The 23,545-nt window shown below is 55.7% G+C and carries 26 protein-coding genes and 1 pseudogene; 17 read left to right on the forward strand and 10 right to left on the reverse strand.

Going from position 1 to position 23,545, the window contains the following annotated elements:
* Positions 1 to 136 precede the first annotated feature (136 nt).
* Genes CPT76_RS34590 through efeO form a run of 3 tightly spaced genes read right to left on the reverse strand, consistent with a single transcriptional unit; the run spans position 137 to position 3,046 of the window.
* Positions 137 to 796, reverse strand: coding sequence for a hypothetical protein (locus CPT76_RS34590; protein WP_105446114.1), 660 nt, complete (start codon positions 794 to 796; stop codon positions 137 to 139).
* A 48-nt stretch (positions 797 to 844) separates the two neighbouring features.
* A complete protein-coding gene (gene efeB, locus CPT76_RS34595) occupies positions 845 to 2,140 on the reverse strand; it encodes an iron uptake transporter deferrochelatase/peroxidase subunit (protein WP_105446115.1) in 1,296 nt (431 codons plus the stop codon).
* Positions 2,141 to 2,143: 3 nt separating this feature from the next.
* Positions 2,144 to 3,046 (reverse strand): iron uptake system protein EfeO, encoded by a 903-nt coding sequence (efeO, locus tag CPT76_RS34600; RefSeq protein WP_105446192.1) that lies wholly within the window; start codon positions 3,044 to 3,046, stop codon positions 2,144 to 2,146.
* 351 nt (positions 3,047 to 3,397) lie between these two features.
* On the opposite strand from efeO, the gene CPT76_RS34605 reads away from it, so the two are divergent.
* On the forward strand, positions 3,398 to 3,622 hold the full coding sequence (locus tag CPT76_RS34605) for a helix-turn-helix domain-containing protein (RefSeq protein WP_036649309.1): 225 nt from the start codon (positions 3,398 to 3,400) through the stop codon (positions 3,620 to 3,622).
* A 151-nt stretch (positions 3,623 to 3,773) separates the two neighbouring features.
* Here CPT76_RS34605 and CPT76_RS34610 read toward each other — a convergent pair whose 3' ends face one another.
* Positions 3,774 to 4,148: a hypothetical protein gene (locus CPT76_RS34610; RefSeq protein ID WP_105446116.1), complete on the reverse strand. Its 375-nt coding sequence runs from the start codon at positions 4,146 to 4,148 to the stop codon at positions 3,774 to 3,776.
* 361 nt (positions 4,149 to 4,509) lie between these two features.
* On the opposite strand from CPT76_RS34610, the gene CPT76_RS34615 reads away from it, so the two are divergent.
* Positions 4,510 to 5,385: a GNAT family N-acetyltransferase gene (locus tag CPT76_RS34615; RefSeq protein WP_258169099.1), complete on the forward strand. Its 876-nt coding sequence runs from the start codon at positions 4,510 to 4,512 to the stop codon at positions 5,383 to 5,385.
* On the opposite strand, the gene CPT76_RS34620 is transcribed toward CPT76_RS34615, so the two are convergent.
* Positions 5,380 to 5,604: a DUF6199 family natural product biosynthesis protein gene (locus tag CPT76_RS34620; RefSeq protein ID WP_105446118.1), complete on the reverse strand. Its 225-nt coding sequence runs from the start codon at positions 5,602 to 5,604 to the stop codon at positions 5,380 to 5,382. The two genes, CPT76_RS34615 and CPT76_RS34620, sit on opposite strands and share 6 nt — an antisense overlap.
* A 263-nt stretch (positions 5,605 to 5,867) precedes the next feature.
* Here CPT76_RS34620 and CPT76_RS34625 point away from each other — a divergent pair, with 263 nt between their 5' ends.
* A complete protein-coding gene (locus tag CPT76_RS34625; RefSeq protein WP_105446119.1) occupies positions 5,868 to 6,536 on the forward strand; it encodes a DUF899 domain-containing protein in 669 nt (222 codons plus the stop codon).
* Between the two features lie 208 nt (positions 6,537 to 6,744).
* Here CPT76_RS34625 and CPT76_RS34630 read toward each other — a convergent pair whose 3' ends face one another.
* Complete coding sequence (locus CPT76_RS34630; RefSeq protein WP_076174194.1) at positions 6,745 to 7,206, reverse strand: DinB family protein; 462 nt, start codon at positions 7,204 to 7,206, stop codon at positions 6,745 to 6,747.
* A 291-nt stretch (positions 7,207 to 7,497) separates the two neighbouring features.
* Between CPT76_RS34630 and gpmA the strand changes: the two are divergent.
* The 3 genes and pseudogenes from gpmA to CPT76_RS34640 form a co-directional block, all read left to right on the forward strand.
* Positions 7,498 to 8,204 (forward strand): annotated as a pseudogene (gpmA, locus tag CPT76_RS34635) (2,3-diphosphoglycerate-dependent phosphoglycerate mutase); the annotation flags it as partial.
* Positions 8,205 to 8,236: 32 nt separating this feature from the next.
* On the forward strand, positions 8,237 to 8,548 hold the full coding sequence (locus CPT76_RS41065) for a DUF1904 domain-containing protein (protein WP_258169100.1): 312 nt from the start codon (positions 8,237 to 8,239) through the stop codon (positions 8,546 to 8,548).
* Between the two features lie 128 nt (positions 8,549 to 8,676).
* On the forward strand, positions 8,677 to 9,606 hold the full coding sequence (locus CPT76_RS34640; protein WP_105446120.1) for a manganese-dependent inorganic pyrophosphatase: 930 nt from the start codon (positions 8,677 to 8,679) through the stop codon (positions 9,604 to 9,606).
* Positions 9,607 to 9,764: 158 nt separating this feature from the next.
* Here the strand turns inward: CPT76_RS34640 and CPT76_RS38165 are convergent, their stop codons facing one another.
* Positions 9,765 to 9,962, reverse strand: a complete 198-nt coding sequence (locus tag CPT76_RS38165; protein ID WP_181153240.1) for a hypothetical protein — start codon at positions 9,960 to 9,962, stop codon at positions 9,765 to 9,767.
* A 240-nt stretch (positions 9,963 to 10,202) separates the two neighbouring features.
* Here CPT76_RS38165 and CPT76_RS34645 point away from each other — a divergent pair, with 240 nt between their 5' ends.
* From CPT76_RS34645 to CPT76_RS34655, 3 genes are all read left to right on the forward strand, one after another.
* Positions 10,203 to 10,739, forward strand: coding sequence for a GNAT family N-acetyltransferase (locus tag CPT76_RS34645; protein ID WP_105446121.1), 537 nt, complete (start codon positions 10,203 to 10,205; stop codon positions 10,737 to 10,739).
* A gap of 164 nt (positions 10,740 to 10,903) precedes the next feature.
* Positions 10,904 to 11,659, forward strand: a complete 756-nt coding sequence (locus tag CPT76_RS34650; protein ID WP_105446122.1) for a class I SAM-dependent methyltransferase — start codon at positions 10,904 to 10,906, stop codon at positions 11,657 to 11,659.
* A gap of 19 nt (positions 11,660 to 11,678) precedes the next feature.
* On the forward strand, positions 11,679 to 12,671 hold the full coding sequence (locus CPT76_RS34655; protein ID WP_105446123.1) for an MBL fold metallo-hydrolase: 993 nt from the start codon (positions 11,679 to 11,681) through the stop codon (positions 12,669 to 12,671).
* Positions 12,672 to 12,826: 155 nt separating this feature from the next.
* Here CPT76_RS34655 and CPT76_RS34660 read toward each other — a convergent pair whose 3' ends face one another.
* Entirely contained in the window at positions 12,827 to 13,405 is a 579-nt protein-coding gene (locus CPT76_RS34660; protein ID WP_105446124.1) for a phosphatidylglycerophosphatase A family protein, read from the reverse strand.
* A gap of 223 nt (positions 13,406 to 13,628) precedes the next feature.
* Between CPT76_RS34660 and CPT76_RS34665 the strand changes: the two genes are divergently transcribed.
* From CPT76_RS34665 to CPT76_RS34680, 4 genes are all read left to right on the forward strand, one after another.
* The gene (locus CPT76_RS34665; protein WP_076174208.1) at positions 13,629 to 14,705 is read left to right on the forward strand and encodes a GerMN domain-containing protein; all 1,077 of its coding nucleotides are present in this window, start codon (positions 13,629 to 13,631) and stop codon (positions 14,703 to 14,705) included.
* 83 nt (positions 14,706 to 14,788) lie between these two features.
* On the forward strand, positions 14,789 to 15,550 hold the full coding sequence (rph, locus tag CPT76_RS34670) for a ribonuclease PH (RefSeq protein ID WP_105446125.1): 762 nt from the start codon (positions 14,789 to 14,791) through the stop codon (positions 15,548 to 15,550).
* 1 nt (position 15,551) lies between these two features.
* Entirely contained in the window at positions 15,552 to 16,175 is a 624-nt protein-coding gene (locus CPT76_RS34675; protein ID WP_105446126.1) for an XTP/dITP diphosphatase, read from the forward strand.
* A gap of 240 nt (positions 16,176 to 16,415) precedes the next feature.
* Entirely contained in the window at positions 16,416 to 17,285 is an 870-nt protein-coding gene (locus tag CPT76_RS34680) for an endonuclease/exonuclease/phosphatase family protein (RefSeq protein WP_258169085.1), read from the forward strand.
* An 85-nt stretch (positions 17,286 to 17,370) separates the two neighbouring features.
* Here the strand turns inward: CPT76_RS34680 and CPT76_RS34685 are convergent, their stop codons facing one another.
* On the reverse strand, positions 17,371 to 18,576 hold the full coding sequence (locus CPT76_RS34685) for an SLC45 family MFS transporter (RefSeq protein ID WP_105446127.1): 1,206 nt from the start codon (positions 18,574 to 18,576) through the stop codon (positions 17,371 to 17,373).
* 172 nt (positions 18,577 to 18,748) lie between these two features.
* Between CPT76_RS34685 and fucU the strand changes: the two genes are divergently transcribed.
* Entirely contained in the window at positions 18,749 to 19,177 is a 429-nt protein-coding gene (gene fucU / locus CPT76_RS34690; RefSeq protein WP_076174215.1) for an L-fucose mutarotase, read from the forward strand.
* Positions 19,178 to 19,301: 124 nt separating this feature from the next.
* On the opposite strand, the gene CPT76_RS34695 is transcribed toward fucU, so the two are convergent.
* Positions 19,302 to 20,207 carry a serine hydrolase domain-containing protein gene (locus CPT76_RS34695; protein WP_105446128.1) on the reverse strand — a complete coding sequence of 302 codons (906 nt, stop codon included), beginning with the start codon at positions 20,205 to 20,207 and terminating at the stop codon, positions 19,302 to 19,304.
* A 550-nt stretch (positions 20,208 to 20,757) separates the two neighbouring features.
* Between CPT76_RS34695 and CPT76_RS34700 the strand changes: the two genes are divergently transcribed.
* The 3 genes from CPT76_RS34700 to CPT76_RS34710 are packed head-to-tail and all read left to right on the forward strand — an operon-like array spanning position 20,758 to position 23,417.
* Positions 20,758 to 21,522: an alpha/beta hydrolase gene (locus CPT76_RS34700; RefSeq protein WP_105446129.1), complete on the forward strand. Its 765-nt coding sequence runs from the start codon at positions 20,758 to 20,760 to the stop codon at positions 21,520 to 21,522.
* Between the two features lie 14 nt (positions 21,523 to 21,536).
* The gene (locus tag CPT76_RS34705) at positions 21,537 to 22,496 is read left to right on the forward strand and encodes an ABC transporter permease (RefSeq protein WP_105446130.1); all 960 of its coding nucleotides are present in this window, start codon (positions 21,537 to 21,539) and stop codon (positions 22,494 to 22,496) included.
* An 18-nt stretch (positions 22,497 to 22,514) separates the two neighbouring features.
* Entirely contained in the window at positions 22,515 to 23,417 is a 903-nt protein-coding gene (locus tag CPT76_RS34710; protein WP_076174223.1) for a carbohydrate ABC transporter permease, read from the forward strand.
* Positions 23,418 to 23,545: the final 128 nt, after the last annotated feature.

A 23,545-nucleotide genomic window follows, 5' to 3' on the forward strand; every position in this document is an offset into this window, starting at 1 on the left:
CCTGCGCATCCTGGCGTGCGGTTTCGAGGATGCCCAGCACGTCGGATAGCCGGTAATTTCCGTCACTACCGGAATCAGCGGCAGCGATTTTCCTTCGGTATAACCGGTCATCAGCGTAGTCAGCTTCTGCATTCCTTCACGGCCTGCTCTTCGCGTACCGGCTCAGCCTGAGGGCGATCCGCACGAGGCTGATCCCGGTTTCAAGCTGTCCGTAGACCGTGAAGTTATCGCTGCGGATTGGAGTTTCTGCCGTCGGCCATGCATCCACGATCGACTGATAGCTTCGCTTGGCCGCGTCCCAGTCCCCCGCCTGCATGGCCTTCAAGCTGTCCTGCGCCAGAGGCAGAAGCTTCTTGGCCGATTCCACGCCGCTTATGGCGGCGCCAGTAGATCCGCTCGGGCTCTCGGCCGCGGTGACGTATGCGTTGACCGCCTTGGCCAATGCAGACAGCGCGGTTTTTGCCTCCGGTCCGCCGCTTGCAAGCTTGCGCTGCGCGTCTTGAAGCGCAGCGTCGACGGCCGCGGTCAAGCCGGCATGATCCTTGTCCCCGGCTTTGACCGGCTCCCAGAGCTGTTTGAATTGGTTCAGATCCTCGCTCGCTTTGGACCATTCCTGCTGGCCCGCTTCAACCAGGGCGCTGCCTACAGAAGGCAGAAGGGAATCCAGGGCGGGATTTCCTTCCGCTTCGGCGCGCGGGGCCAAGATGCTCATGAGGAGCATCGCAAGGGTCAGCAGGACGCCGATCAGCGGGCGGTTCCATCGTCCGGTACGAGGCGTAAGGTTGCTTCGCAGCATGGTGAAGTCTCCTTTATGTCAATTCTGCTAGAGTTTGATATCTACGGGCTACAATAGCGTCTCTCCGATATAGCCTCCCGAAGAGGCGCCGGGGAAACAGGCGAACACCGCGCTCCCGACATGCTGAATATATTCGTTCAGCCGGTCGCTCTTCGCAAGCTTCTGCTGAAGGGGGATGAACTGCTTCTGCAGGTCGCGCTGGAAGCAGATAAAGAGCAGTCCGGCATCCAGCTGGCCGGTCTTGGCATCCATGCCCCCCGAATAAGAATAGGACCGGCGGAGGATCTGCACGGAGCCGTCTCCGCGGGCGAGCGCCATATGCGAATTGGCCGGAATAGCCGGCGATCCGTCGGGACCTTTGGCGGACAGGTCGACCTTGTCGAACTCGTGCTGTCCGCCAAGTGGTGCGCCGCTGGCCCGGTACCGTCCGAACGTCTCCTCCTGATCCTTCAGGGAGGATCGGTCCCACACCTCGATCCGCATCCGGATCCGGCGTACCACCATGTAGCTGCCGCCGGCCATCCAGGCTGCACCGCCTTCGGCCCCGGCCCAAACGACCCGGTTCATCTGCTCGCTGCTTGTCGTATCCGTATTGGCCGTGCCGTCCTTGAAGCCGAGCAGATTCCGCGGGGTTCCGCCTGCGGGGTCGGCGCTGCCGGTGCGCTGGAAGCCCTCCTGGGTCCAGCGGAGCACGGCCGTGCCGCGGGCAATGCGCGCCAGATTGCGGATGGCGTGAAACGCCACCTGCAGGTCGTCCGCGCAGGCCTGAACGGCCAAATCGCCGCCGCACCAGCGGGCGTCCAGCTGATCCCCGTTAAAGGCCGGGAGATCGGTGAAATTGGCCGGCCGCTTGGAGGCGAGCCCGAAACGCGAATCAAACAGGGACGGCCCCGCGCCGAACGTCAGGGTCAGCCGGGAAGGTGAAAGACCTGCCGATTCTCCGGTATCCACCGGCGGCAGGTTGTGATTGGCGCTCTCTTCCCCGAGCATGGAGCCTTCGGTCATGGCCGCAGCTGCGGCGGTCCAGGCTTGAAACAGCTTCTTCAGCTCCTTCGCATCGGTCGTGGTCACGTCGAAAGCGGCGAAGTATATGAAGTTTTGCGAAGGGGTGATAATGCCGGCCTGATGTTTCCCGTAGAACGGGATGCGGTCTTCGGTGTCAGGCTGGCCGGCAACAGCTGCCGCAGTCTTCCGCTCCTTCGCGGCGAAAAGGCCGCCGATACCGGCGCCCCCGATGATCAGTCCCAGGCCGCCGGTGCCCGCCAGCCGCAACAAGTCGCGGCGGGACAGCGGCTTTTTCAAAATCGACGAATCTTTGGTTTCCTCATGCTCACGGTTTGACATGCTTTACACTCCAAGCAGGGTGCCCATATTCGACAGCGGCTCCGCCAGGGCATCCAGGTTTTGGCTGAGTTTGCGGACTTCGTCCTCTTTCAGCTCGGTGTAGCTGACGTATCCGTCGCCTTTCTTGTAGGCGTCCAGCTCTTTCTTGAGCGCATCAAATCGCTCCCCGATCTGCTTTTCTAGATCCGGGTCCTTTTTGGCCAGGTCGGGCTTCAGGATTTCGTAAATTTTGGCTGCGCCTTCTACATTGGCCGCAAAATCGTACAAGTCCGTGTGGGAGTACAGCTCCTCCTCGCCGGTTACCTTGGAGGAAGACACTTCGTTCAGCAGCTCAACCGCTCCGGTTACCATCAGGCTGGCGTCAATATCGACCGTCTCCACCTTGGCACGGAGCAGCTGCGCGTCCTGCAGAAGCCGGTCGGCAAAGGCTTCCTGGCCGTGGGTCGTCTTATCCTCCCACAGTCCCTTCTCGATCCGGTGGAATCCGCGCCATTCGGCGGCATCCACATCGTTCACGCGGGCGTCAATGTCGGGATCCAGATTGCCAAGCGCCTCGGCAATCGGTTCGATCCGCTCGTAATAGGAACGGGCCGGGGCATATAGGGCCTTCGCTTCCTCGAGCTTGCCGGCTTTCACCGCTTCGGTGAATTTTTCCGTTTGCTTCACGAATTGATCGCACTGCTCCACCGCGAAGGTGCGGTAGGATTCCACGGCTGCGCTGAAATCGGCCGTCTGCGCCGCAGCTGTATCGGTACCGGCGCTTGGCGCCGATGTGTCAGTATTAGCGGCTGACGTCTCAGTCTTTGCCTCGCTGGCAGCAGAATCCGCGCTTTCTTTCTCCGAGCAGCCTGCGAAGAGCAGGGAGGAGAGGATAATACCAGCGGGGATGATCGTATGTAACTTCAAGTTCAAAGCAGCTCCTTTTTTTAGATTATAGAATGTGTACATTTTCAGCGGCGCTGAATGATTCTGTAACCGCAAGAAAAATTTCCTCTATTTCTTATAGAAGAAACGGGGGAAAGATCAATTTGATAATGATTCTCAATTTCATCGATAGCAACATCATAATGAGTTACCGACGATGTGTCAACTGCCATTTTAAAATGCCGAAATCTCCCTTATTGTAAGCCCTTTCAAGGCAGGTGCCTAATTTTTAAGCATAACGACACCAAAGCCCGGTGCCTTACATAATATGAGTTGACTGTATCCCTTTACCTTGTTATACCATACAAACCCGAGCAAGGAGGGGTGACACCATTGAAGGGGAACGATCATAAGAGCAAATTTTTGTTGACTCATCGTGAGCGCGAAGTATTTGAACTGCTCGTTCAGGACAAAACGACACGCGATATCGCCGGTCAGTTATTTATCAGCGAGAAGACGGTCCGGAACCATATTTCCAATGTGATGCAGAAATTAAACGTCAAAGGCCGTTCTCAGGCCGTTGTCGAGCTGATCAAGCTTGGGGAATTAAAAATCTGATCGAAGCCTCTCTTGCGACCTTGGCCTTCTGCAGGATGTCTTCCTTGACGGGAAGACATGCGGGAGGTTCTTTATTTTGTTCACTTTCCATCTTATGCGGGGATTTGGTTACATGAGAAAGGGTACCCTGTCGGGTACCCTTTGCAGATGGTTACTGTCTGATGATAAGAATGTCTTGCGGCGGTCTGCCGGTGCTTTGGATTTGGGAAATTTCGGCGTTCGTCAGGTTGCGTCCAACGAGGATGAAAGAAGACGTGACGTTGTTAAAGTTGAAATTGCCCAGGTTGGCTACATTTTGGCTGCCACGGAACACGCGGAAAGATCCCTGGAAATTAATCCGTGAGAACAAAACCAGCGTCACTTGATTGCTCTGCACCGTATTTCTGAGACGGAAGCTGGAGAGAAGATTGTCGAAGCGGAAAGCTCCAAGGTCGCGGACCGCAACTCCACCGCGTCTGAACAAAATTCTGCGGCCCGTAAAATTAATGCCGGACCAAAGGGCAAGACGTACATCGCTGTTTGCCAAATATATCACTCCTTTTCTTAAGATTGATATATTCTATGCCGGCTTCACAAATCGGTATCGGACAGATGATAGCGTGCAAAAGTTTGATTTTCAAAGATTAATATATATGAGCACGTGGGGGAGCGGAAAGCGCTCCGGCTAAGGAAAAAAACGCTATATCCAAACTTTATCGCTTCATCAAGGTGATTGCATGAGATAATGAGCGAGGCAGACCCATACCATTTTTTGGAGGAATACATATTGTCAAACTTTACGATTCGCCGTTTTTGGCAGGGAGGATTTTCGAGCAGCCGCAGCGCTGCTGAGCCTGATCTGGTCGGAACCCGTCACCGCCAAGCAGCTGCAGGACGAAGAGGAAAGCATTCCGCCGGGCCAGCTCCATTACGACGAAGAGGGGCGGCTAATGGGCTGGGATCGCCCGAAATGGGTCGCGGTGAACGGGGAGGGAGAGGTCATCGGTTACGCCATCGCCTGGCGTGCGCCCTGGAACGAACCCGGCAGCCTCAACGTCACCCTTGTCGTCCATCCGGATGAACGGGGCCGCGGAGCCGGCAGGGCTCTGTCCCGGGAAGTGCGCGAGTGGGCGCGCCTGGTTAAGGCTTGCCGTCTCGTTTGTTTTATGAGGGAGAATGACGGGGCCTCGCTGGCGTTTGCGGAACGCCGGGGCTACCTGATGGAACGCCACACCTTTGAATCCGTGCTGGACCTGTCGTCTTTTACCGACCAAGCTTTGCTGCCAAGCGTTCGCAGCGCCGAGTCATCCGGCATTAAGTTCGTGACGCTGAAGGATGAGCCTGGAGAGGCGCAGGAGCGAAAGCTTCATGAGCTGTACAGGATCGCCCATCAGGACATTCCGGGATACAACGAGGATTTCCCCTGGTTTGAGGAATGGAAGAAATGGAACATTAACATGGCCGGCGTGCGGCCGGAGTATGTACATATCGCCAAGGACGGGGACCGCTATGTCGGCGTCGTGACCTTGCAGCAGAACGAACAAACCCAGGCGATGTACCACCAGTTTACCGGTGTGCTGCCGGAGTATAGGGGCCGGCGGATCGGGCTGGCGCTGAAGCTGTTGGCCATACAAACCGCACGCGCTGCCGGTGTGCCTTATTTGCGAACCCACAACGATTCGCTGAACGGTCCCATGCTTCGCATCAACCGCGATCTGCTGGGGTTCCAGGCGGTACCCGGAAACTTCAAAATGGTCTGTTCTCTGGAAAAGGGGCCGTCATAAAAACAACAGCATAAACAACCCGATCACGATAAAAATCGAGCCGAGCACGATCGCAAGGAAGCCGCGGATCTTTTGGAGTTCCAGGTAGGATTCGCTGGGCTCCGCTTCTTCTTCTGTCTTCCAGCTTTCACTGCTCCGCCATCCCCTCCCCGGGTTCCGGCGGTTCATGATGCCGCCTCCAATCAAGATCAGCCCAAAGATGATCAGATACACGTTCATATCCATCAGCTCCTTTCTATATAGAACGTCTGAATGGAGCCTGCGGTTCCAGAACATCGGTAATGTGCAAATGAATATCATTTTCCGCAATTCATAAGAAATCCCGGGAAATGAAACATGCTAGGATAGAATGAACTAAAGAAATGAATGTTATAGGGCAACTGTCGGGCCGTTATTACAGGAAGTTCGATGCAACTTTAGTTCAATCTATTTAGGATAATGGCAGAATCAACGAATCCTTTAAAACTTGGAGGAGGATACCCGTGGATACGAAAAACACAGCACTTCCGCAAATCGTTTCGGAACAAGAGTGGATGGACGCGCGCGACAAGCTGCTCGTCAAAGAGAAGGAGCTTACCCGCGCGCTGGACGCGCTGGCCGCAGAGCGCCGCAGGCTGCCGATGGTACGGATCGGCAAAGATTATATGTTCGAGGGACCAGGTGGTCCAGCGCGACTGCTTGATCTTTTTGACGGACGCCGCCAGCTTGTGGTGTACCACTTCATGATGGCCCCGGGTGCCAGCCAAGGCTGCACAGGCTGCTCCTCTTTTGTCGACAATATCGGCCACCTTGCCCATCTGAATGCCCGTGATACGACCTTTATTCTCGTCTCCCCCGCGCCCCTGTCTCAGATCCAGCCGTTCAAAGACCGGATGGGCTGGAATGTACCTTGGTTCTCTTCGAACGGGAACGAATTCAACAATGACATGGGTGCTGGGGGCGGATTCGGCTTAAGCGTCTTTCTCCGTGATGGAGATGAGGTGTTCCGCACCTATTTCACAGCCTCTCGCGGCGTCGACCGGATCCGCGCGGACTTCAATATGCTCGACCTGACACCCTTTGGCCGCCAGGAAACGTGGGAGGATTCGCCTGAAGGATGGCCGCAAACCCAGCCTTACATTTGGTGGCGTCTGCATGACGACTATCGTTAATCCGTTTTGACGACACGCGATGCCGCTCCGCATTTGGTTATGAATCAATGCTTCGTTTGGTGGCGATAGCGGAGGGGTCCACGCGTACTCATCCCCAACTCAAGGTTACCACCGTCGGTTTCTAACCCGAGTTCTCTCCAAAAATAAAGGCAGCCTCTTTCTCCGATACGGAGGGAAGGGCTGCCTTGTGCTGTCTGCTGATCCGATATCAGGCCAGCTTCTTCAGCATGGCGTTGATCATGCCGGCATGCGATGCTTCATGATTAATGTTCATGACCAGCAGCTCGTCGATCGTCTCGGCTTTGGCAAAGTTGTCCGCTTTGGCGACTGGCTGATTTAGGTCGTCACCGAGCTGCTCTTGGAACACGCGAATCTGCTCGGTGAGCTGCGAAATCAGGGTATCCCACGCCGGTGCCTCGCCCTGCCAATCCGCCGGTTTCGTCCCCGAAGCAAAATAAGGTCGGTATTCGGCCGGAATGACGCCATCCTTGCCGCTGTACTGGAGCACGAGCATGTCGGATATGACCAGCAAATGCCCGAGGTGCCAGTGGATATTGTTGTTGAATCCGTCGGGGACGATATCCCGCTTGGATTCTGGCAGCGCGGACACTTTGTTGATGATGCCCGTGCGCACTCGCTCGATTTGGCCGAACAAATAAGCATTTCTCATTATTGTACCTCCGTCGTTCTCCGATTATGATGTAACAGTAGTTATTGTAAATCTGCCCGGCTTGTTAGGCAACCGCCGAACGTCCCGGAGTCTACCCCAGCGGGAACCTCTGCAGAGCATGTGTTGGGAAGAGCTGAGGGTCCGCAAACAGTAGTCCTGAGAGGGACGGCAGCTTACCCGCAGCCTGTATGCAAAATGATTGGCATGAAAAGAAAAGTTTAAAAAATGCTTATCGGTTAAAAGCTATACCGGTAGTTTGTTACGAGTAAGGCAGTAAAGGAGTGTGGCACCATGTACAAGGTGGTTCTGGTCAGACATGGGGAAAGTGAGTGGAACCGCGAGAACCGGTTCACCGGCTGGACGGACGTCGATCTGACGGACAAAGGGGTCCAGGAAGCGATCAAGGCCGGGCATCTGCTGCAGGATATTCCCTATGAAATCGATATCGCATATACGTCCGTATTAAAGCGGGCGATCAAAACGCTGAATTATATTTTGGACGTCAACGACCTGCTGTGGATCCCGATCCGCAAATCGTGGAAGCTGAACGAACGGCATTACGGCGCGCTTCAGGGACTTAACAAAGAAGAGACGGCGAAGAAATACGGCGCGGAGCAGGTCATGCTGTGGCGCCGGAGCTACGACGTGCCCCCGCTGCAGATTACGGCCGACGATGACCGCTACCCTCCCAAGGATAAGCGCTACGGCAACTTGACGAAGCAGGAGATTCCGCTGGGAGAAAGCCTGAAGGATACGATCGCGCGCGTGCTCCCTTACTGGGAAGCGGAGATCGTACCGCAGATCAAGGCGGGCAAGAAGGTGCTCGTCGTCGCGCACGGGAACAGCCTGCGGGCCTTGATGAAGGTGCTGGAAAATTCAGCGAGGAGGACATCGTGGATCTGAACATCCCGACCGCGGTGCCGATTCTGTACGAGCTGGACGACAATTTGAAGCCGCTGAACCGCCATTTTCNGGGGAGCCCGGAGCGCGTGCAGGAGAAAATCGACGTCGTCGCCAACCCGTCGAAAAGGTGGAGACCGCCGCACCGGCCATTATCGAATGCATTTCAGGAATCGCCAACATTCCGGAAGAAATCGTCAAAATTGAGCTTTTACATGTGGAAAAAATCACAAACAGCCCCCGGTCCGTGGAAATTTTCATGTTCCCGCGTGAGGAAGAGAAGCATCATGCGATCGCCGAGAACATCAACCGGATTCTCGAGAACCTCGGATGCCCGCATACCCATATTTTTTATGTACTGCTCAATCCGTCGCTGTATTATAAAGAGGGCCAGCCGCTGAAGCGGATCCCGGCCAAGACGCCTCCCGAAATCAGGCTGTAATCAAGCCTTCAGGAATAAATCTCTGTAAAGGAATTGGAATATAGCCCAATTACCGCTATAATCGTATGTAGATTACGGCATGAACCAAGTCTTCATTTATTCCAAACGATAAAGGAGCAGTTGAAACCATGGCAAAAACATTGATTTTCGGGCATAAAAACCCGGACACGGACACGATCACATCGGCAATCGTATACTCTTACCTCAAAAATAAGCTCGGCCATAATACGGAGCCGGTTCGTTTGGGCGCCGTCAACGGCGAAACGCAGTTTGCGCTGGATTATTTCAAAGCCGAGGCCCCTCGCCAAGTGGAAACCGTGGCTAACGAAGCAAGCGAGGTTATTCTCGTTGACCATAATGAGCGCCAGCAAAGCGCGAGCGACATCGATCAGGTGCGCGTGAGCGAGGTTATCGACCACCACCGCATCGCGAATTTCGAGACAAGCCATCCGCTGTACTACCGCGCAGAGCCTGTAGGCTGCACGGCAACGATCCTGAACAAGCTGTTCAAGGAAAAAGGCGTTGAAGTTACGCCGCAAATCGCCGGTCTGATGGTATCCGCGATCGTATCCGATACGCTCCTGCTGAAATCCCCAACCTGCACCGAGGAGGACGTAGCCGCTGCACGCGAGCTCGCCGACATCGCCGGAGTCAACCTGGAGCAGTACGGGCTGGACATGCTTAAAGCGGGTGCAGATGTCAGCAGCAAGACGATTGCCGAGCTGATCTCCCTGGACGCCAAAGAATTCCAAATGGGCAGCAGCAAAGTGGAAATCGCCCAAGTGAACACGGTGGACCCTAACGACGTCCTGAACCGTCAGGGTGAACTGGAGGACGCCCTGAACGCGATCATCAGCGAGAAGGGTCTCGATCTGTTCGTGTTTGTCGTAACGGATATCCTGAACAACGATTCCGTGGCGCTGGCCCTCGGAAAATCCGCTGCTGCGGTTGAAACGGCTTATAACGTGAAGCTTGAGAACAATACGGCCGTATTGAAGGGCGTTGTGTCACGTAAATCGCAAATCGTACCGGTGCTGACCGAAACGCTGAGCAAATAATTACATTGAACGGCTGAACAGGAGCAGGCTGATTCCTTGAAATGGGAGGACGGCCTGCTCGTTGTATTTTTGCGATCGAAATCAAAAAACCTGTTCATCGCTGAACAGGTCTGTTGGATTAGCTTCTGTGTATCTGGGAGAAGGGATTGTGTTGCCAGTTAAGCTTCTTCGTCGTCTTCTTCATCGTCGGCTTCTTCATCGTCGGCTTCTTCGTCTTCGTCCTCATCCGCCTCTTCTACGAATTCGGATTCTTCCTCGTCTTCCGCCTCTTCATCTTCTTCTTCGATGTCGTCGATCTGCTCTTCCTGTTCTGCTTCTTCGTCAGCCATCAAGATGTCCAATTCCAAATGTTCCATATCTAATCCCTCCAATTTTTAAAACACTATGATTAGTGCATATTTACTATATCACCAGTCTGGTGAAAGGTTTGTCGCAATATGGGCCGGGTTCCGCATTATTTTCCGCTATGTTTCGGCAAATGATGGCGGCTGTGGCAGTTTTCCTAATGATCTTCATTTAAGGGGGTCGACACCGAAAGGCAGATGGATTAATCTGGATTCAATTCATTCAATGAGGTTCGAAGGAGGAGACATGAAATGAGGCTGGAGACGAACAGGCTGGTCATCCGCGAGTTTGTGCCGGAAGACTGGGAGAGCGTGCACCGGTACGCATCAGACCCCAAAGTTACCCGTTATACCCTTTGGGGTCCGAATACCGAGGAGGAAACGAAGGATTATGTCGCAGGCATGAAGGCGATGCAGCAGAAAGAGCCCAGGACCCATTACGAGTGGGCGGTAACCCGCAAAACGGACGGGGAGCTGATCGGCGGCTGCGGAATCAACGTCTCGGGCTCGAACGGAGAAATCGGCTATTGCTTCCATGCGGATCATTGGGGCCAAGGCTATGCTTCGGAATGCGCGAAGGCGATGCTGGAATTCGGCTTCCGGCAGCTGGGAGTACACCGGATTTATGCGACCTGCCGTCCGGAAAATATCGGGTCCGAGCGGGTCATGCAGAAGATCGGCATGCAAAAAGAAGGCTATCTCCGCGAGCATATGCCGACGAATAAAGGAGGCTTTGCGAACTCCTGGCTGTATTCGATCCTGTCGCATGAATATATGCCTGAGTCGTAAACCTGGCCAGTCCGATAACGGCTCGATTCATACAATCCCATGGCGCGTCGAATCCTATACTGCGTACGGCGGGCACAGGCTGCCAGCAGGCTGGTTTCAACCGTCCTTTTTGAATGTAATAATTCATGGAACCGACTCACATACACAGGAGGATGACGCAGAGGATGAAGGATTGGTATGAAAAAAGCTTTGGAGAGGATTATCTCCTGGTATATAAGCACCGTGACATCGAAGGGGCAGCCCGGGAGGTCAAGACGATGATCTCCTGGCTGGACCTGCCGCCAGAGGCGCAGGTGCTCGACTTGTGCTGCGGAACAGGCAGGCACTCCCTCGCACTGGTGGACGCGGGTTACCGCGTCACCGGGGTTGACCTCTCCGACGTACTGCTGCGGGAAGCCCGGAGGCTGGACACGAAGGAGCGGGTGGACTGGCGGCAGGCCGATATGCGCGAACTTCCGCTGGAAGGCGGGTTTGACGCGGTCGTCAATCTGTTTACGTCGTTCGGGTACTTTCGCGAGGATGGGGAGCAGCTCAAAGTACTCCGGGAGATTCGCCGAATGCTGAAACCCGGAGGGTGGTTTATTATCGATTTCATGAACTCCCCTTTTGTCCGGAGACATCTGGTTCCGGAATCGGAGCGGGAGGAAGAGGGGCAGCGAATCGTGGAGAAGCGCCGAATCGAAGGGGATTTTGTAATTAAGGATATCTCCATATCGGATATGCACGGCACCAAGGGCACACGGGAGTATCACGAGCGGGTGAAGCTGTACACGCGCGGCCGGCTGGAGGAAATGCTGCAGGAAGCCGGGCTCATGACAGACGAAGTGTACGGCGGCTATAATGAGGAAGTCGATTATGACGAGGGGCGCTCACAGCGGATGATTTTTGTGGGACGGCGCCCGCAGGAAGAGAAAGCATAAATGAAAGAAGGACGGGGCATTGAATATACCCGAGATTACGCACTATGAAGACGGCATCATTCAGGTGAAGATGGCGATGTCATACCCTTTGCGCTGGGTAAACAGCTATCTGCTGCGGGGGCCTTCAGGCGGGGTTACGGTGATCGATCCGGGACCGCGGACCGCGGAGAATGAAGCTGCCTGGAACAAGGTATTGGATGAGCTGGGCATCCCTATCGGGAACGTGGAGTCGGTCGTGCTTACGCACCATCATCCCGATCATTTGGGATTGTCGGGGTGGTTCCAGGAAAAGGCGGGCTGCCCGGTCCGGATGTCCGCGCGGGCGGCGGAGGAAATGCAGCGGATGTGGGGCGAGGCATCCACGATGAATGACGACCTGCCGCTATTGTTCCGGCAGCACGGCATGCCTGAGGCATGGACAAGCCAGCTCCCCGCCCATTTGGAGAGCTTCTTCCCGCAGGTGGAGCCGCTGCCGGCGGTGCTGCCGCTGACCGAAGGGGAACCGCTGGAGATGGGCGGGCGGCGATGGATCCCCATCGAAACGTGGGGCCATGCGCCAGGCCATATGTCGCTGCTGCATGAGGAGAGCGGGGTCATGCTGTGCGGAGATGCGGTGCTGCCGCAAATCTCCCCGAACGTCAGCCTGCTGCCCGGAAGCGATCCCGAGCCGCTGCATTCGTTTCTGAACGGGCTCAGGAAGCTGCAGAGCTTCCAGGTAAAACGGGCCTATCCGGGTCATCGGAATCCGTTTGACCACTTTGTGGCCCGGCTTGAAGCCCTTCTTCAGCATCATGAAGAGCGGCTGGTTCGGGTGCTGGGACGGATTCAGGCAGGGCCGGCGACCGGCTTCGAGCTGTGCGCCGCCCTGTTCGGCACCGCGCTCGGCATTCACCAGATGCGCTTCGCCATGTGCGAGACGCTGGCGCATACGCAGGAGCTGGAGCGGCGCGGCCAGGTTATGAAGGTGCCGGGTCATGACGGCATCTTCCGATATGAAGCCGCCGTTACATAGCGGCAGGAAGAGCAGGAAGGACGGCCAAGAGGCCGTCCTTGTTTGCGTTCGGAGCGTTGCATTGGTCCGGCTCCGAACCTTCTGCGTTATTTTCCTCGCCAAATGACAAGAGAAGGGCTGACGAATCAGCCCTCCTCTATGATGATAGAGTTGTTTTAGTGATCCTCGGGAAGCCGAACCTCATCGGGCCCGTCGCCCGTTTCCTTCTCCGCCTGCTTGCCGTGCGCGATCCGGCTGCTGGCCGCCGCGGCGACCGCGCCGACGATATCGTCAAGGAACGTATGGGTTTCCCCGGTGCTTTTGTCATTCAGGCGCTCCAGCACGCCGGGCTTGAGCTTATCGATATACCCGTAATTTGTAAAGCCGATGCTTCCGTATACGTTCACGATGGAAAAGGCCAGCACTTCGTCGACGCCATACAGGCTCTCGTCATTTTCCAGCATGTCCTGCAGCGGGGAGAGCAGTTTGCCCTGCTCGGCCAGCATATCGAGCTGGATGCCGGTCAGCACCGCGTTTTGCACCTCGCGCTTGCTCAGCACTTTCTCCACGTTCAGGATGCATTCCTCCATCGTCAGGTTCGGATAGTACTTTTTCTGCAGCAGCATAACGAGCTCGGCGATCTCCTCCACCCTCACGCCCCGGTTATGAAGCCATTCCCGCGTCGCTTCGGATACCTTTTTACTGTTTAAGCTGTATGGAATTTTTGCTTGCTTTGCCTCATTTGCTTCACTCATTACGTCACCCCGTCATCCAAGTATTATGTAACTTCACGCAATTTGATTGTATGTTTTGCAGTATATCTTTGTCCAGTTATGCCCATTTTGACGCATCCTCAAGCAGCAGGGAAGGCGCAGGGGCCTGAATAAAATTAATATGGACCGGCTGTTATTTTTTCGGAAGGGGGCTCGTATACATGGTAGTACAAACTGTACAAAATGATTAGGAGGAACCAGACTTATGACCAAGCTTAACAAAATTCGCGGCATTTCCGCCGCCGGATTGCTGGCCGTTCCCGTTATCCTGTCCGGCTGCGGTTTGTTCGGGACCCATTCGGCTTCGGAAGACATCGATGCGCCGCCGAAGGCGGTCGAGGAGCAGATGCTCAATATGTCGGACGGCACAGGCACCACAGGCGCCAAGGCTAAGGCCGAGCTTACCGGCACCCCGACAACCGTGTATTTGGCGGACGGGAACGGGATGCTTGCCCCCGTCACCCTCGGTCTGCCGGAAGTAAAGGATAAGACTTCGGTTCAGCTGTCGGTGGAAACGCTCGTCTCCGGCGGTGCCTATGCCAAATATATTCCGGAAGGCTTCACGGGCGTCCTGCCCGCAGGAACCGAGGTCAAGAAGGTCACGGTGGACAAGGATAACAAGCTGGCTGTTGTCGAGTTTAACAGTGCATTCACGAAATACAAAGCGCCGGATGAGCGCAAAATTCTCGAATCGCTGGCCTGGACCCTGACCGGTAATGCGGATGTGCAAAAGGTCCAGCTGTGGGTTGACGGCAAGAAGCTGTCGGAAATGCCTGTAGGGGGCACTCCGCTGGATCAGCCGCTCAGCCGGAGCATGGGCATCAATCTGGAAGTTGGGCAGGGGGCCACGCTGACGAATTCGTCGCCAGTCACCGTTTACTTCTCGGCGGCATCGCCGGCAGGCATCCAGTACTACGTTCCGGTAACGCGGCTTGTCAAACCGGGCCAGGACGCGCTGCAGTCGGCACTTGCCGAATTGATCCGCGGTCCGCAGGAGACAGACGGCCTGGAACAAGTCATGACCGACGAGACGCAGCTGCAGTCCGTGAAGAAGGAGAAGGACGGCACGGTAACGGTATCCTTGAAGGAAGACATGTTCGCCGAAGGCGATGCGGTACCGACCGAAATGCTCCAGTCCGTCGTGCTGACGGTGGCGGAAAACGCGGGGAATCCAAAGGTCAAAATCGAGCTGAACGGGGAGTCCAAGGTCGTCGGAACCGACAATCTGGACTACAGCCAGCCGGTCACACGCCCCGATTATATTAACGAAATCCCGCTTTAAGGGCAGCTCAGGGTGTTTTTATCCCTCCATTTTGGTAAAATAAAGGTTGCTTAAACAGGATGCGAACGAAGTAGGAGGCAGAAATGATGAGATCAAACGGACGCAGCAGCCATCAGCTTAGGCCGATGAATTTGACAGTGAACGTAAACAAGTACGCGGAAGGCTCCGTGTTCATTGAAATGGGGGACACCAAAGTCCTTTGCACCGCCACGGTGGACGAAAAGGTTCCTCCTTTTTTGAAAGGACAGGGGAAAGGCTGGGTAACGGCGGAGTATTCGATGCTGCCCCGGGCGACGCAATCCCGCAACCAGCGGGAAGCCGCGCGCGGCAAACTCAGCGGACGTACGATGGAAATTCAGCGGCTGATCGGCAGAGCGCTACGCTCCGTTGTGAATTTGCAGGCGCTGGGCGAGCGGACTATCACGCTGGATTGCGACGTCATTCAGGCAGACGGAGGTACGCGCACGACGTCGATTACCGGATCGTTTGTGGCGATGGCCATTGCGATCAACAAAATCGCCCAGCAGCACAAGCTGCCGGTGTTCCCGATCAGCGACTTTCTGGCTTCGGTCAGCGTCGGAGTGGTCGGTGAAGAGCCGCTGCTCGATCTGAATTATGAGGAAGATTCGAAGGCGAAGGTGGACATGAACCTCGTCATGACCGGCAGCGGCGCGTTCGTCGAGCTGCAGGGAACCGGCGAGGAAAGCCCGTTCACGCGGCAGGAGCTTGATGAGCTCTTGAAGCTTGGAGAGCAGGGCATCCTCGAGCTGATCGCCAAGCAGAAGGAAGCTCTTGGCCCCATTGCGCTGATGATCGGCTCGGGACAAGCCGGAAGAGAGGCCTAGCATGATTCCGGCGGGCGATACGATTATTGTGGCGACGAAGAACAAAGGGAAGGTCAAGGAGTTTGAGCATGCCTTCGCCCCGCTGGGCAAACAGGTGAAAAGCATGTTCGACTATCCCGGCATCCCGGATGTAGTAGAGGACGGGAGCACGTTTGCGGAGAATGCGCTGAAGAAAGCCAAAACCGTAGGCGATGTCCTCGGGCTTCCAGTGCTGGCCGACGATTCCGGCTTATGCGTTGACGAGCTGGAAGGCCGTCCGGGCGTGTACTCCGCCAGGTTTGCGGGTGAGCATGCCACGGATGAGCAGAACAACGAGAAGCTGCTGCAAATGCTGGAGGACAAAAAGATGGGCGCGGACGTTCAGGATTCGCTGCTCAGCCCGGCGAGCTTTGTCTGCACGCTGATCCTGTATGATCCGGCAACGGGCGGCTTCATTGAGGCCTCCGGCTCGGTTCAGGGCTGGATTACCGCCGACCGCGCCGGCTCGGGCGGTTTCGGGTACGATCCGCTATTCTATCTTCCCGATTATGGGAAAACGATGGCTGAGCTGACGATAGAGGAGAAGCAGGCGATCAGCCACCGCGGAGCGGCGCTCCGCAGCCTGATGGCCAAGCTGGCCCCATAAATAACGTGTTTCCGATAAAGGCTGTTCTCTTGGATCTGTCGGATCCAAAAGAGCGGCCTTTTCGCCGTGTCCTGTATTGGCGTCCCACATAGTAGATCCCACAAAGCAGAGCACGATCATATCAAAGTTGAGAACCCGCCTGGAGGGGGTTATTCGTGCCATTAACCAAATTTTGTGATCGCTTTCCGGCGGATTATGGTAGAATGGGCGTGCGCAAACTTTGAGAAATGAGGTGTTGATGTGAGCAACACAGCCATACCGGAGATCGAGCTCCGGTTCATGTCGTATAACATCAAAAACGACTATGACAAGGAAGGCGAGAATACATGGAACAGCCGGCGGGACCTGGTTGCCGGAATCGTCCGCTTCCACCGCGCCGACTTGGTCGGCATGCAGGAGGTGCTGCATAACCAGCTGACGGATCTGGAAGAGCGTCTGCCGGAGTACGGCTGGATCGGAGCCGGACGGGAGGACGGGAAGCAGGACGGCGAATACGCCTGCATCTTTTACCTGAAGCAGCGGCTGGAGCCGCTGGAGCATGGACATTTCTGGCTGTCCGAAGAGCCGGAGAAGCCGGGCAAATTGGGCTGGGACGCAGCCTGCACCCGGATGGTAACCTGGTGCCGGTTCAAAGATACATATACGGGAAAAGAATTTATCCATCTGAACACTCATTTTGACCACATCGGCGTCGAGGCGGTTAAGCAGAGCGCGCATTTGATCAAAAGCCGGATCCGGGACTTGGTGGAAAGCGGCGCCGCGGTGCTGACCGGGGATTTCAACGTCACCAGCGATTCGGAAGCCTACCGCGTCCTCTGCGGCGAAGAAGAGGGCGGGGCTCTGCTGCGTGATGCGGCGGTCAGCGCGGATTACCGGCATTTCGGCCCGGCATTCACCTTCCAGGGCTTTGACTCCCGGGAAACGGCCGCGCGGCTGTTCCCTGCGTATTTGAACTCGGGCGAGGAGCATGGTCTCGAGTTCGAGAGCGCCATCGATTTTATTTTCGTGACCGGCGGGGTACGGGTGCGCAATTTTGGCGTGATCACCGACCACCGCCATGGCAAAATGCCGTCCGACCATTTCCCGGTGGTCGCCGACCTGCTGGTGTAGCAGGCATTGGCAATTCGCATATAGCAAAAAAACATCCGTTTGGCTTCGTCAGCCGCGGATGTTTTTTTGTAATACGCCCATCTGGTTATCCGTTTAGCGTCGATGTCTCGGACCCTGCGCCGGCCGTTTTACCGTCATGGCGAACCATCGTCAGGAACAGCAGGGCGATCAGCAGGCTGGCCGACGCGACGACAAACAAGGAGGCGTAGCCGAACTGGTCGATGATCAGCCCGAGCAGCGGCGGCGAGGTGATCGCCGCCAGAGAGGACACGAGGTAATACAGTCCGGTTCGGGTTCCGATGCTCGCTTCGCTTCCGGTCGATACGATGAAGGGATAGGAATTAATATTGATGCACGCCCAGAAGATGCCGCCGAGGGCAAGCAGCACGCGGAGCGGTCCCACGGTCCCGATGAACGGAACGGCCGCGAACACGAGAAACAGGCCGGCGACGCCCGTCAGGATGATCTTCTTCTTCCCGTAACGGTTGCCGAGCCAGCCGCTCGGGATGGCAAACAGGACGAAGAACAGCGAAAAGAAGGTCAGGGAGAAGGAAGCGGCGCTTTCCTGCAGCCCCATATGATGCTTGCCGTAAAGCGTAAACAACGATTCGACGCCCTGATACCCGACGAACCAGAAAAAGATGGCGATCAGCAGCAGCACCGTCGTCCGGTCCAGCTCGCCGCGCAGCTTGATCCGGCTTCCTTCCTGCGGCGCGGAGGAAGGTGCGGAACCGCTTCCCCGAACGGGGACGAAGCGGTACAGAATCCACAGCGACAGCAGGGTGATGACCGCCGCGGCGATAAACGGGAAGGAGCGGTTCTGGTTGTACAGCAGCGATCCGCCGGCAAACGCGAGAATGCCGCCTACGCCGCCCATGAAGTTGATAACGCCGTTGGCTTTGGTCCGCTTCCCTTCCGGCGTGATGTCCGGCATGAGCGCGATCGTTGGCGAGCGGTAGAGGCTCATCGCCAGGTTCATCAGCATCATGAACAGGACCAGCGTCAGCAGGCTGGTGTGAAAGGGGATCAGGACGACGAACAGGGCAGCGAGCGGCATGCCGATAAGCAGGTAGGGCATCCGCTTGCCGAAACGGGAGACGGTCCGGTCGCTCCGGTTGCCGATCCATGGCTGCAGGAACAGGGCGAAATAGTTGTCGATGGTCATCATGAAGCCGATCCACGCGGCGCTCTTCAGATACGGATCGAGGAAAAACGGAACAAACGCATTGTACAGCGCCCAGGTAATGCTGATGCTGAAAAATCCGAAGCCGAGCAGCCAGGTCTTTTTCATGGACGACAAATCCTCCGTTTCGTGTTAGGGGTCATTTTCCACTATTATACAACAGCGTTGCATCCGGGAGCTTCATGCGATTGTAAAATTTATTTAAGGAAGGATATTCCTTCCGCGTGTCGTATTATGTTTCAGGACACCCCGAGTGGGAACATAATAGGAGGTTTTTGTCATGTTGAAAGGAATTTCTGCATTGCTTTCTCCTGAGCTGTTGAAAATATTAAGCGAAATGGGGCACGGGGACGAGATCGTATTCGCCGACGGAAATTTCCCTTCCGCCAGTCTGGCCAAGCGGCTGGTTCGGGCGGACGGCCACGGCATTCCCGAGCTGCTCCAGGCTGCGCTTGAACTGCTGCCCCTGAACAGGTACGTGGAGTACCCCGTCATGCTGATGCAGGTGGTGCCGGGAGATCCGGTGGAAACGCCGGTGTGGGAAGTATACCGCAAGATCGTGCATGAGACGGAAGGGGAAGACATCAAGTTCACCGAATTGGAACGTTTCGAATTTTATGAACGCGCGAAGAAAGCCTATGCGGTCGTGGCGACCGGAGAACGTGCGTTGTACGGCAACCTGATTTTGTCCAAAGGGGTCATTTCTTAAGGGAATGACAGATATGAAAGGTCCAGATTCCTCATCCCCAAGCAAGCAAAAACGGTGCTCTCCTCGCCTAAGAGGAAGCACCGTTTTGTTGTATTTTCTGACATGTCACGAAAATGTAACACGCTTAGAGCTGGGGCAAAATATCCGCCCAGACGGCGTCGAGAATGCCCTGCATATCATCCTCGTCACTGTTGATGGCGATCACGGCCTCTTTGTCCGGGATGACGATGCAGAACTGTCCACGCATGCCGTCGGCGCGGTACGCTCCGTGCGTGCACATCCAGAATTGGCGGCCGTAACCCGCACCCCAGTCCGCCGTTCCCGGCGTGTCGATTTGCTTCCGCGTAACCTCGCCGATCCATGCCTCCGGGATCAACTGGACGCCCTGCCACCGCCCCTTCTGCAGCAGCATCTGGCCGAACCGGCTCAGCTCTTCGCAGCTGATCCACAGCCCAGTGCAGCCGAGCGTGACGCCGAGCGGCGACGTGTCCCATCGGACATCCTGGATGCCGAGCGGCTCGAACAGCCGCGGCACCAAATAATCGCGCACCGTCTCCCCGACGGCTGCCTGAACCATGGCCGAGATCATAAACGTATCGCCGCTGCTGTACGTGAAGATCTCTCCGGGCATCCGGTCCAAGGGCAGGGACATATAGTATTTGGCCCAATCTTTCTCCTGCAGCGTTTCCCGCTCTTCCGCCCAGAGCGGCGGGGCATCGTGGCCGGAAGCCATCCGGAGCAGATGACCGAGGGTCAGCTCTCCCGGTGGATAGGGCGAATCCTTCACCGATTTTCCATAGTCCGGGAAAAAATCGTTTAACCGTGCATCCAATGTCAGCTTTCCTTCGGCGATGGCAAGTCCGACCGCCATGCTTGTAAAAGACTTGCTGACCGAATGCTGAAGCCGGCGGGCGTCGCCATCCCGGTCCCAGAGCCCCAGCCGCTGCCCATTTTGCAGCACCCGGACCGATAAGACGTTCAGTTTCCTGCTGCCTGCGTTATCGACAAAACCGTCGATTTGAAATGTCATCGTTAAGCCTTCCTTCCGCTTGATCCCTATGGCTGAAACGGGTTACTGCATGTGCCGTTCCGCTACGGCCGTCAGGAATAGGATGAAATCTATAGAAACGTTTCCATATTGACTCGTTAATCTTGAGATTATTACAGATTACTTTATCTTGTCAACTCTATTTTGTAAGCGGTTACCATTGGTCATCCGATACAGATTTTGTCGCATTAACGTAAGTGAGATCAGGGGTTTGCACAAAAATACAGTTCGCTGGGCCTTTGTAAAAAAGGCTGTTGACAGGTTTAGACAACGGGCTTATGATGTTAATCGAAACGATTCGAAAAAATCGCTTTCATCGCTTTTGACGCTCCTGCGGCAGCTACCGATAACGCCCGATGAGGCTGAATAGGATCTTGCTTAGGCGGGAACGCAAGCGGCGATCAGAAGAACCAATGACGGGCCGAAACTGTCCGTTATCGGCTCAGCCGGGCCGGCTTCCCGAAAGGGGGCTGCTGCTGACTAAGGCGGACAACACGATAGAGCAGTCGAACTGAAATGAAAGGGGTTACATATGGCGCATCTAACGATCGATACCGGCTCGCCAACGCTGCGGATGACGACCAGCATCCATGTGATCTCTCCGGTGGATACCGGCGTCCCCACTTCAAGCACGTTGTATCTTCTGCACGGAGCGGGGGACAACGCCAGCACCTGGCACCGGCTGACGACCGTGGAAATGTTCGCGGCGAGGCACGGCTGTACGGTGATCATGCCGGAAGCAGGGCGAAGCTTTTATACCGACATGGTTTACGGGCTGGACTATTTTCACTACATCACGGAGGAGCTACCCGAGCTGTGCGGGCGTCTGCTGCATTTGAATACCGATCCCGAAAGAACGTTTGTGGCGGGATTGTCGATGGGCGGCTACGGAGCGCTCAAATGCGCGCTCACCTACCCGGAGCGATACGCCAAAGCCGTATCTTTCTCGGGCGTGACCGACATCCGTCAGCGTCTGAATGACCCGGCGATGCCGGAAGGGATGCGCAGAGAGATGCAGGCCGTCTTCGGACCGGGGCTTGAGGTGAAGCCGGATCAGGATGTGTATGCGCTGTCCGCGAAATTGATCGAAGAGGGCCGAAGGCTGCCGCCGGTGCTGTGCTGCTGCGGATCGGAGGATCCGTTCGTCGGAATGAACCGGCAGTTTGCCGCCAGCATGGAGAACAGCCCGTTCGATTTCCGGTACGTTGAGGGACCGGGAACGCATGACTGGCTCTTTTGGGAAGAGCATTTAAAGACCGCTTTTGATTTTCTGTTTGAAGACAAGACCCAAGAATAGTGAGGAGATGCCAATTGAAACCCGCAGCCTTAGGGCCGAACAAAAATGTAAAGGGGCGTTCCAAAACCGGTAATCTGTTTACGGAAATTTGGAAGCACCGGATGACGTATACGCTGCTTATTCCCGGCATCATCTGGCTGATCCTGTTTGCTTATCTGCCGATGGGCGGCTTGTCGCTTGCGTTTAAGCATTACAAAGCCAACATGGGAATTTGGGGCAGCCCTTGGGTCGGCCTGGAGAACTTCAAGTATGTATTCCGCGACCCGACGTTTGCCCAAGCGGTGTGGAGAACACTGTACATCAACATTATCAAGCTGATCATCACCTTCCCGTTCCCGATTCTGCTGGCGCTCCTGCTGAACGAGCTCCGGATGCGGAAGACGAAGAAGCTGTTCCAGACGATCTTTACGTTTCCGCAGTTCCTGTCGTGGATCATAGTTTCAGGGATCGTGATCAACGTCCTTTCCTATGACGGCCTGCTGAACAGCGCGCTGCAGCTTCTTGGACTTCCGACGATCAACTTCCTCGGCTCCGAGCCCATGTTCCTGCCGATGCTGATTTTGACAGACATCTGGAAATCCACCGGATGGGGGGCCATCATCTTCCTGGCGGCTATCTCGGGGATCGACCAGGACCAATACGAATCGGCGCAGATCGACGGCGCTTCGCGGATGCAGCAAATTTTCAAAATTACGCTGCCGAACATTTTGCCGACCGTCACGGTCATGTTCATCCTGAACGTGGGCGGCCTGATGTCCGCCGGCTTCGATCAGATTTTCAACTTGGCGAATGCCGCGACGCAGAACGTGTCCCAGGTGCTCGACGTGTACATTTACCGGATCACGTTCCAGTCCTCGACGGACTTCTCGTTCTCGACAGCGGTCAGCTTGTTCCGTTCGCTCGTGAACATGATTCTGCTGCTTGCTGCGGACCGCGTGGCCAAACTGATGGGCGGAGACGGATTGTTCCGTTAGGAAAGGAGTGTTAGAGAGATGAGTACGCATGCTGAGAAACGGCATAAATACCGGGTCGGTAAAATGACGCTTCTCGATTACATCATGTTTATCGTGCTGATTGTGTTGGCTTTAATTATTTTGATTCCGTTCCTGAACGTGATCGCGATTTCGCTCGCCTCACAGAAGGAGTATGCCGATAATCCGATGATGCTGTGGCCGAAGCATCCGACGCTGGACGCCTACCGTGCGCTGTTCGAGGACGGCAGGCTGCTGACGGGCTTCTGGAACACCATTAAAATTCTGGTGGTCGGCCTGCCGCTGAGCTTGTTCCTGACGAGCACGATGGCTTACGGCCTCAGCCGCAACAAGTTCCCGGGGAAAAAGTTTATCTTCTTCCTCGTCCTGTTCACCATGATCTTTAATGGCGGGATTGTGCCGCTGTACCTGGTCATGAAATCGCTGCACCTCACCGGTTCCCTGTGGTCTGTCATCCTGGTAGGAAGCTTCAGTGCCTTCAATATGATCCTGATGATGAACTACTTCCAGGGCCTGCCGGAGTCCTTGATGGAATCCGCGAGGCTCGACGGGGCGGGCGAATGGCGCATTTTGTTCTCCGTCGTCCTTCCGCTCGCGGCGCCGATTATGGCGACCATTACGCTGTTCTATGGCGTGGCCTTCTGGAACGGATGGTATGATGCGATGATCTTCCTGCGAAAAGCGGAAATGCTTCCGCTGCAAAACGTCCTGCGGACCATTATCGTCGAATCGTCGACAAACGTTTCGAATGCAGCCAGCGTGGACGCCCTGAACAAATCTGGTTTTTCCACGGGAATGAAGATGGCTTCGGTCTTCGTATCGATGGTGCCGATCATGTGCTTCTTCCCGATGCTGCAAAAGCACTTCGCCAAAGGGGTGTTAACAGGGGCTATCAAGACCTGATTACACAATAGATTTTTTTTACCACAAAAAATCTGATCAAAAGAGGGGAAAAAACATGAACACCAAAAAGCTGTTCAAACCGCTTCTGGCCGTTGCGCTGTCGGCGGTGATGCTGACGGTGACTGCCT

Source organism: Paenibacillus sp. AR247 (genome assembly GCF_002968895.1).
Lineage (GTDB): Bacteria > Bacillota > Bacilli > Paenibacillales > Paenibacillaceae > Paenibacillus_AQ > Paenibacillus_AQ favisporus.

Excerpts from the sequence above, each read along its gene's own strand:
- CPT76_RS34685 (WP_105446127.1), bottom strand. The coding sequence starts at position 18,576 with ATGAAAAAGACCTGGCTGCTCGGCTTCGGATTTTTCAGCATCAGCATT.
- CPT76_RS34710 (WP_076174223.1), top strand. The coding sequence starts at position 22,515 with ATGAGTACGCATGCTGAGAAACGGCATAAATACCGGGTCGGTAAAATG.
- fucU (WP_076174215.1), top strand. The coding sequence starts at position 18,749 with ATGTTGAAAGGAATTTCTGCATTGCTTTCTCCTGAGCTGTTGAAAATA.
- CPT76_RS34645 (WP_105446121.1), top strand. The coding sequence starts at position 10,203 with ATGAGGCTGGAGACGAACAGGCTGGTCATCCGCGAGTTTGTGCCGGAA.
- efeB (WP_105446115.1), bottom strand. The coding sequence starts at position 2,140 with ATGTCAAACCGTGAGCATGAGGAAACCAAAGATTCGTCGATTTTGAAA.
- CPT76_RS34650 (WP_105446122.1), top strand. The coding sequence starts at position 10,904 with ATGAAGGATTGGTATGAAAAAAGCTTTGGAGAGGATTATCTCCTGGTA.
- CPT76_RS34620 (WP_105446118.1), bottom strand. The coding sequence starts at position 5,604 with ATGAACGTGTATCTGATCATCTTTGGGCTGATCTTGATTGGAGGCGGC.
- CPT76_RS38165 (WP_181153240.1), bottom strand. The coding sequence starts at position 9,962 with ATGGAACATTTGGAATTGGACATCTTGATGGCTGACGAAGAAGCAGAA.
- CPT76_RS34665 (WP_076174208.1), top strand. The coding sequence starts at position 13,629 with ATGACCAAGCTTAACAAAATTCGCGGCATTTCCGCCGCCGGATTGCTG.
- CPT76_RS34675 (WP_105446126.1), top strand. The coding sequence starts at position 15,552 with ATGATTCCGGCGGGCGATACGATTATTGTGGCGACGAAGAACAAAGGG.
- CPT76_RS34660 (WP_105446124.1), bottom strand. The coding sequence starts at position 13,405 with ATGAGTGAAGCAAATGAGGCAAAGCAAGCAAAAATTCCATACAGCTTA.
- CPT76_RS34640 (WP_105446120.1), top strand. The coding sequence starts at position 8,677 with ATGGCAAAAACATTGATTTTCGGGCATAAAAACCCGGACACGGACACG.
- CPT76_RS34590 (WP_105446114.1), bottom strand. The coding sequence starts at position 796 with ATGCTGCGAAGCAACCTTACGCCTCGTACCGGACGATGGAACCGCCCG.
- CPT76_RS34700 (WP_105446129.1), top strand. The coding sequence starts at position 20,758 with ATGGCGCATCTAACGATCGATACCGGCTCGCCAACGCTGCGGATGACG.
- CPT76_RS34695 (WP_105446128.1), bottom strand. The coding sequence starts at position 20,207 with ATGACATTTCAAATCGACGGTTTTGTCGATAACGCAGGCAGCAGGAAA.
- CPT76_RS34630 (WP_076174194.1), bottom strand. The coding sequence starts at position 7,206 with ATGAGAAATGCTTATTTGTTCGGCCAAATCGAGCGAGTGCGCACGGGC.
- rph (WP_105446125.1), top strand. The coding sequence starts at position 14,789 with ATGATGAGATCAAACGGACGCAGCAGCCATCAGCTTAGGCCGATGAAT.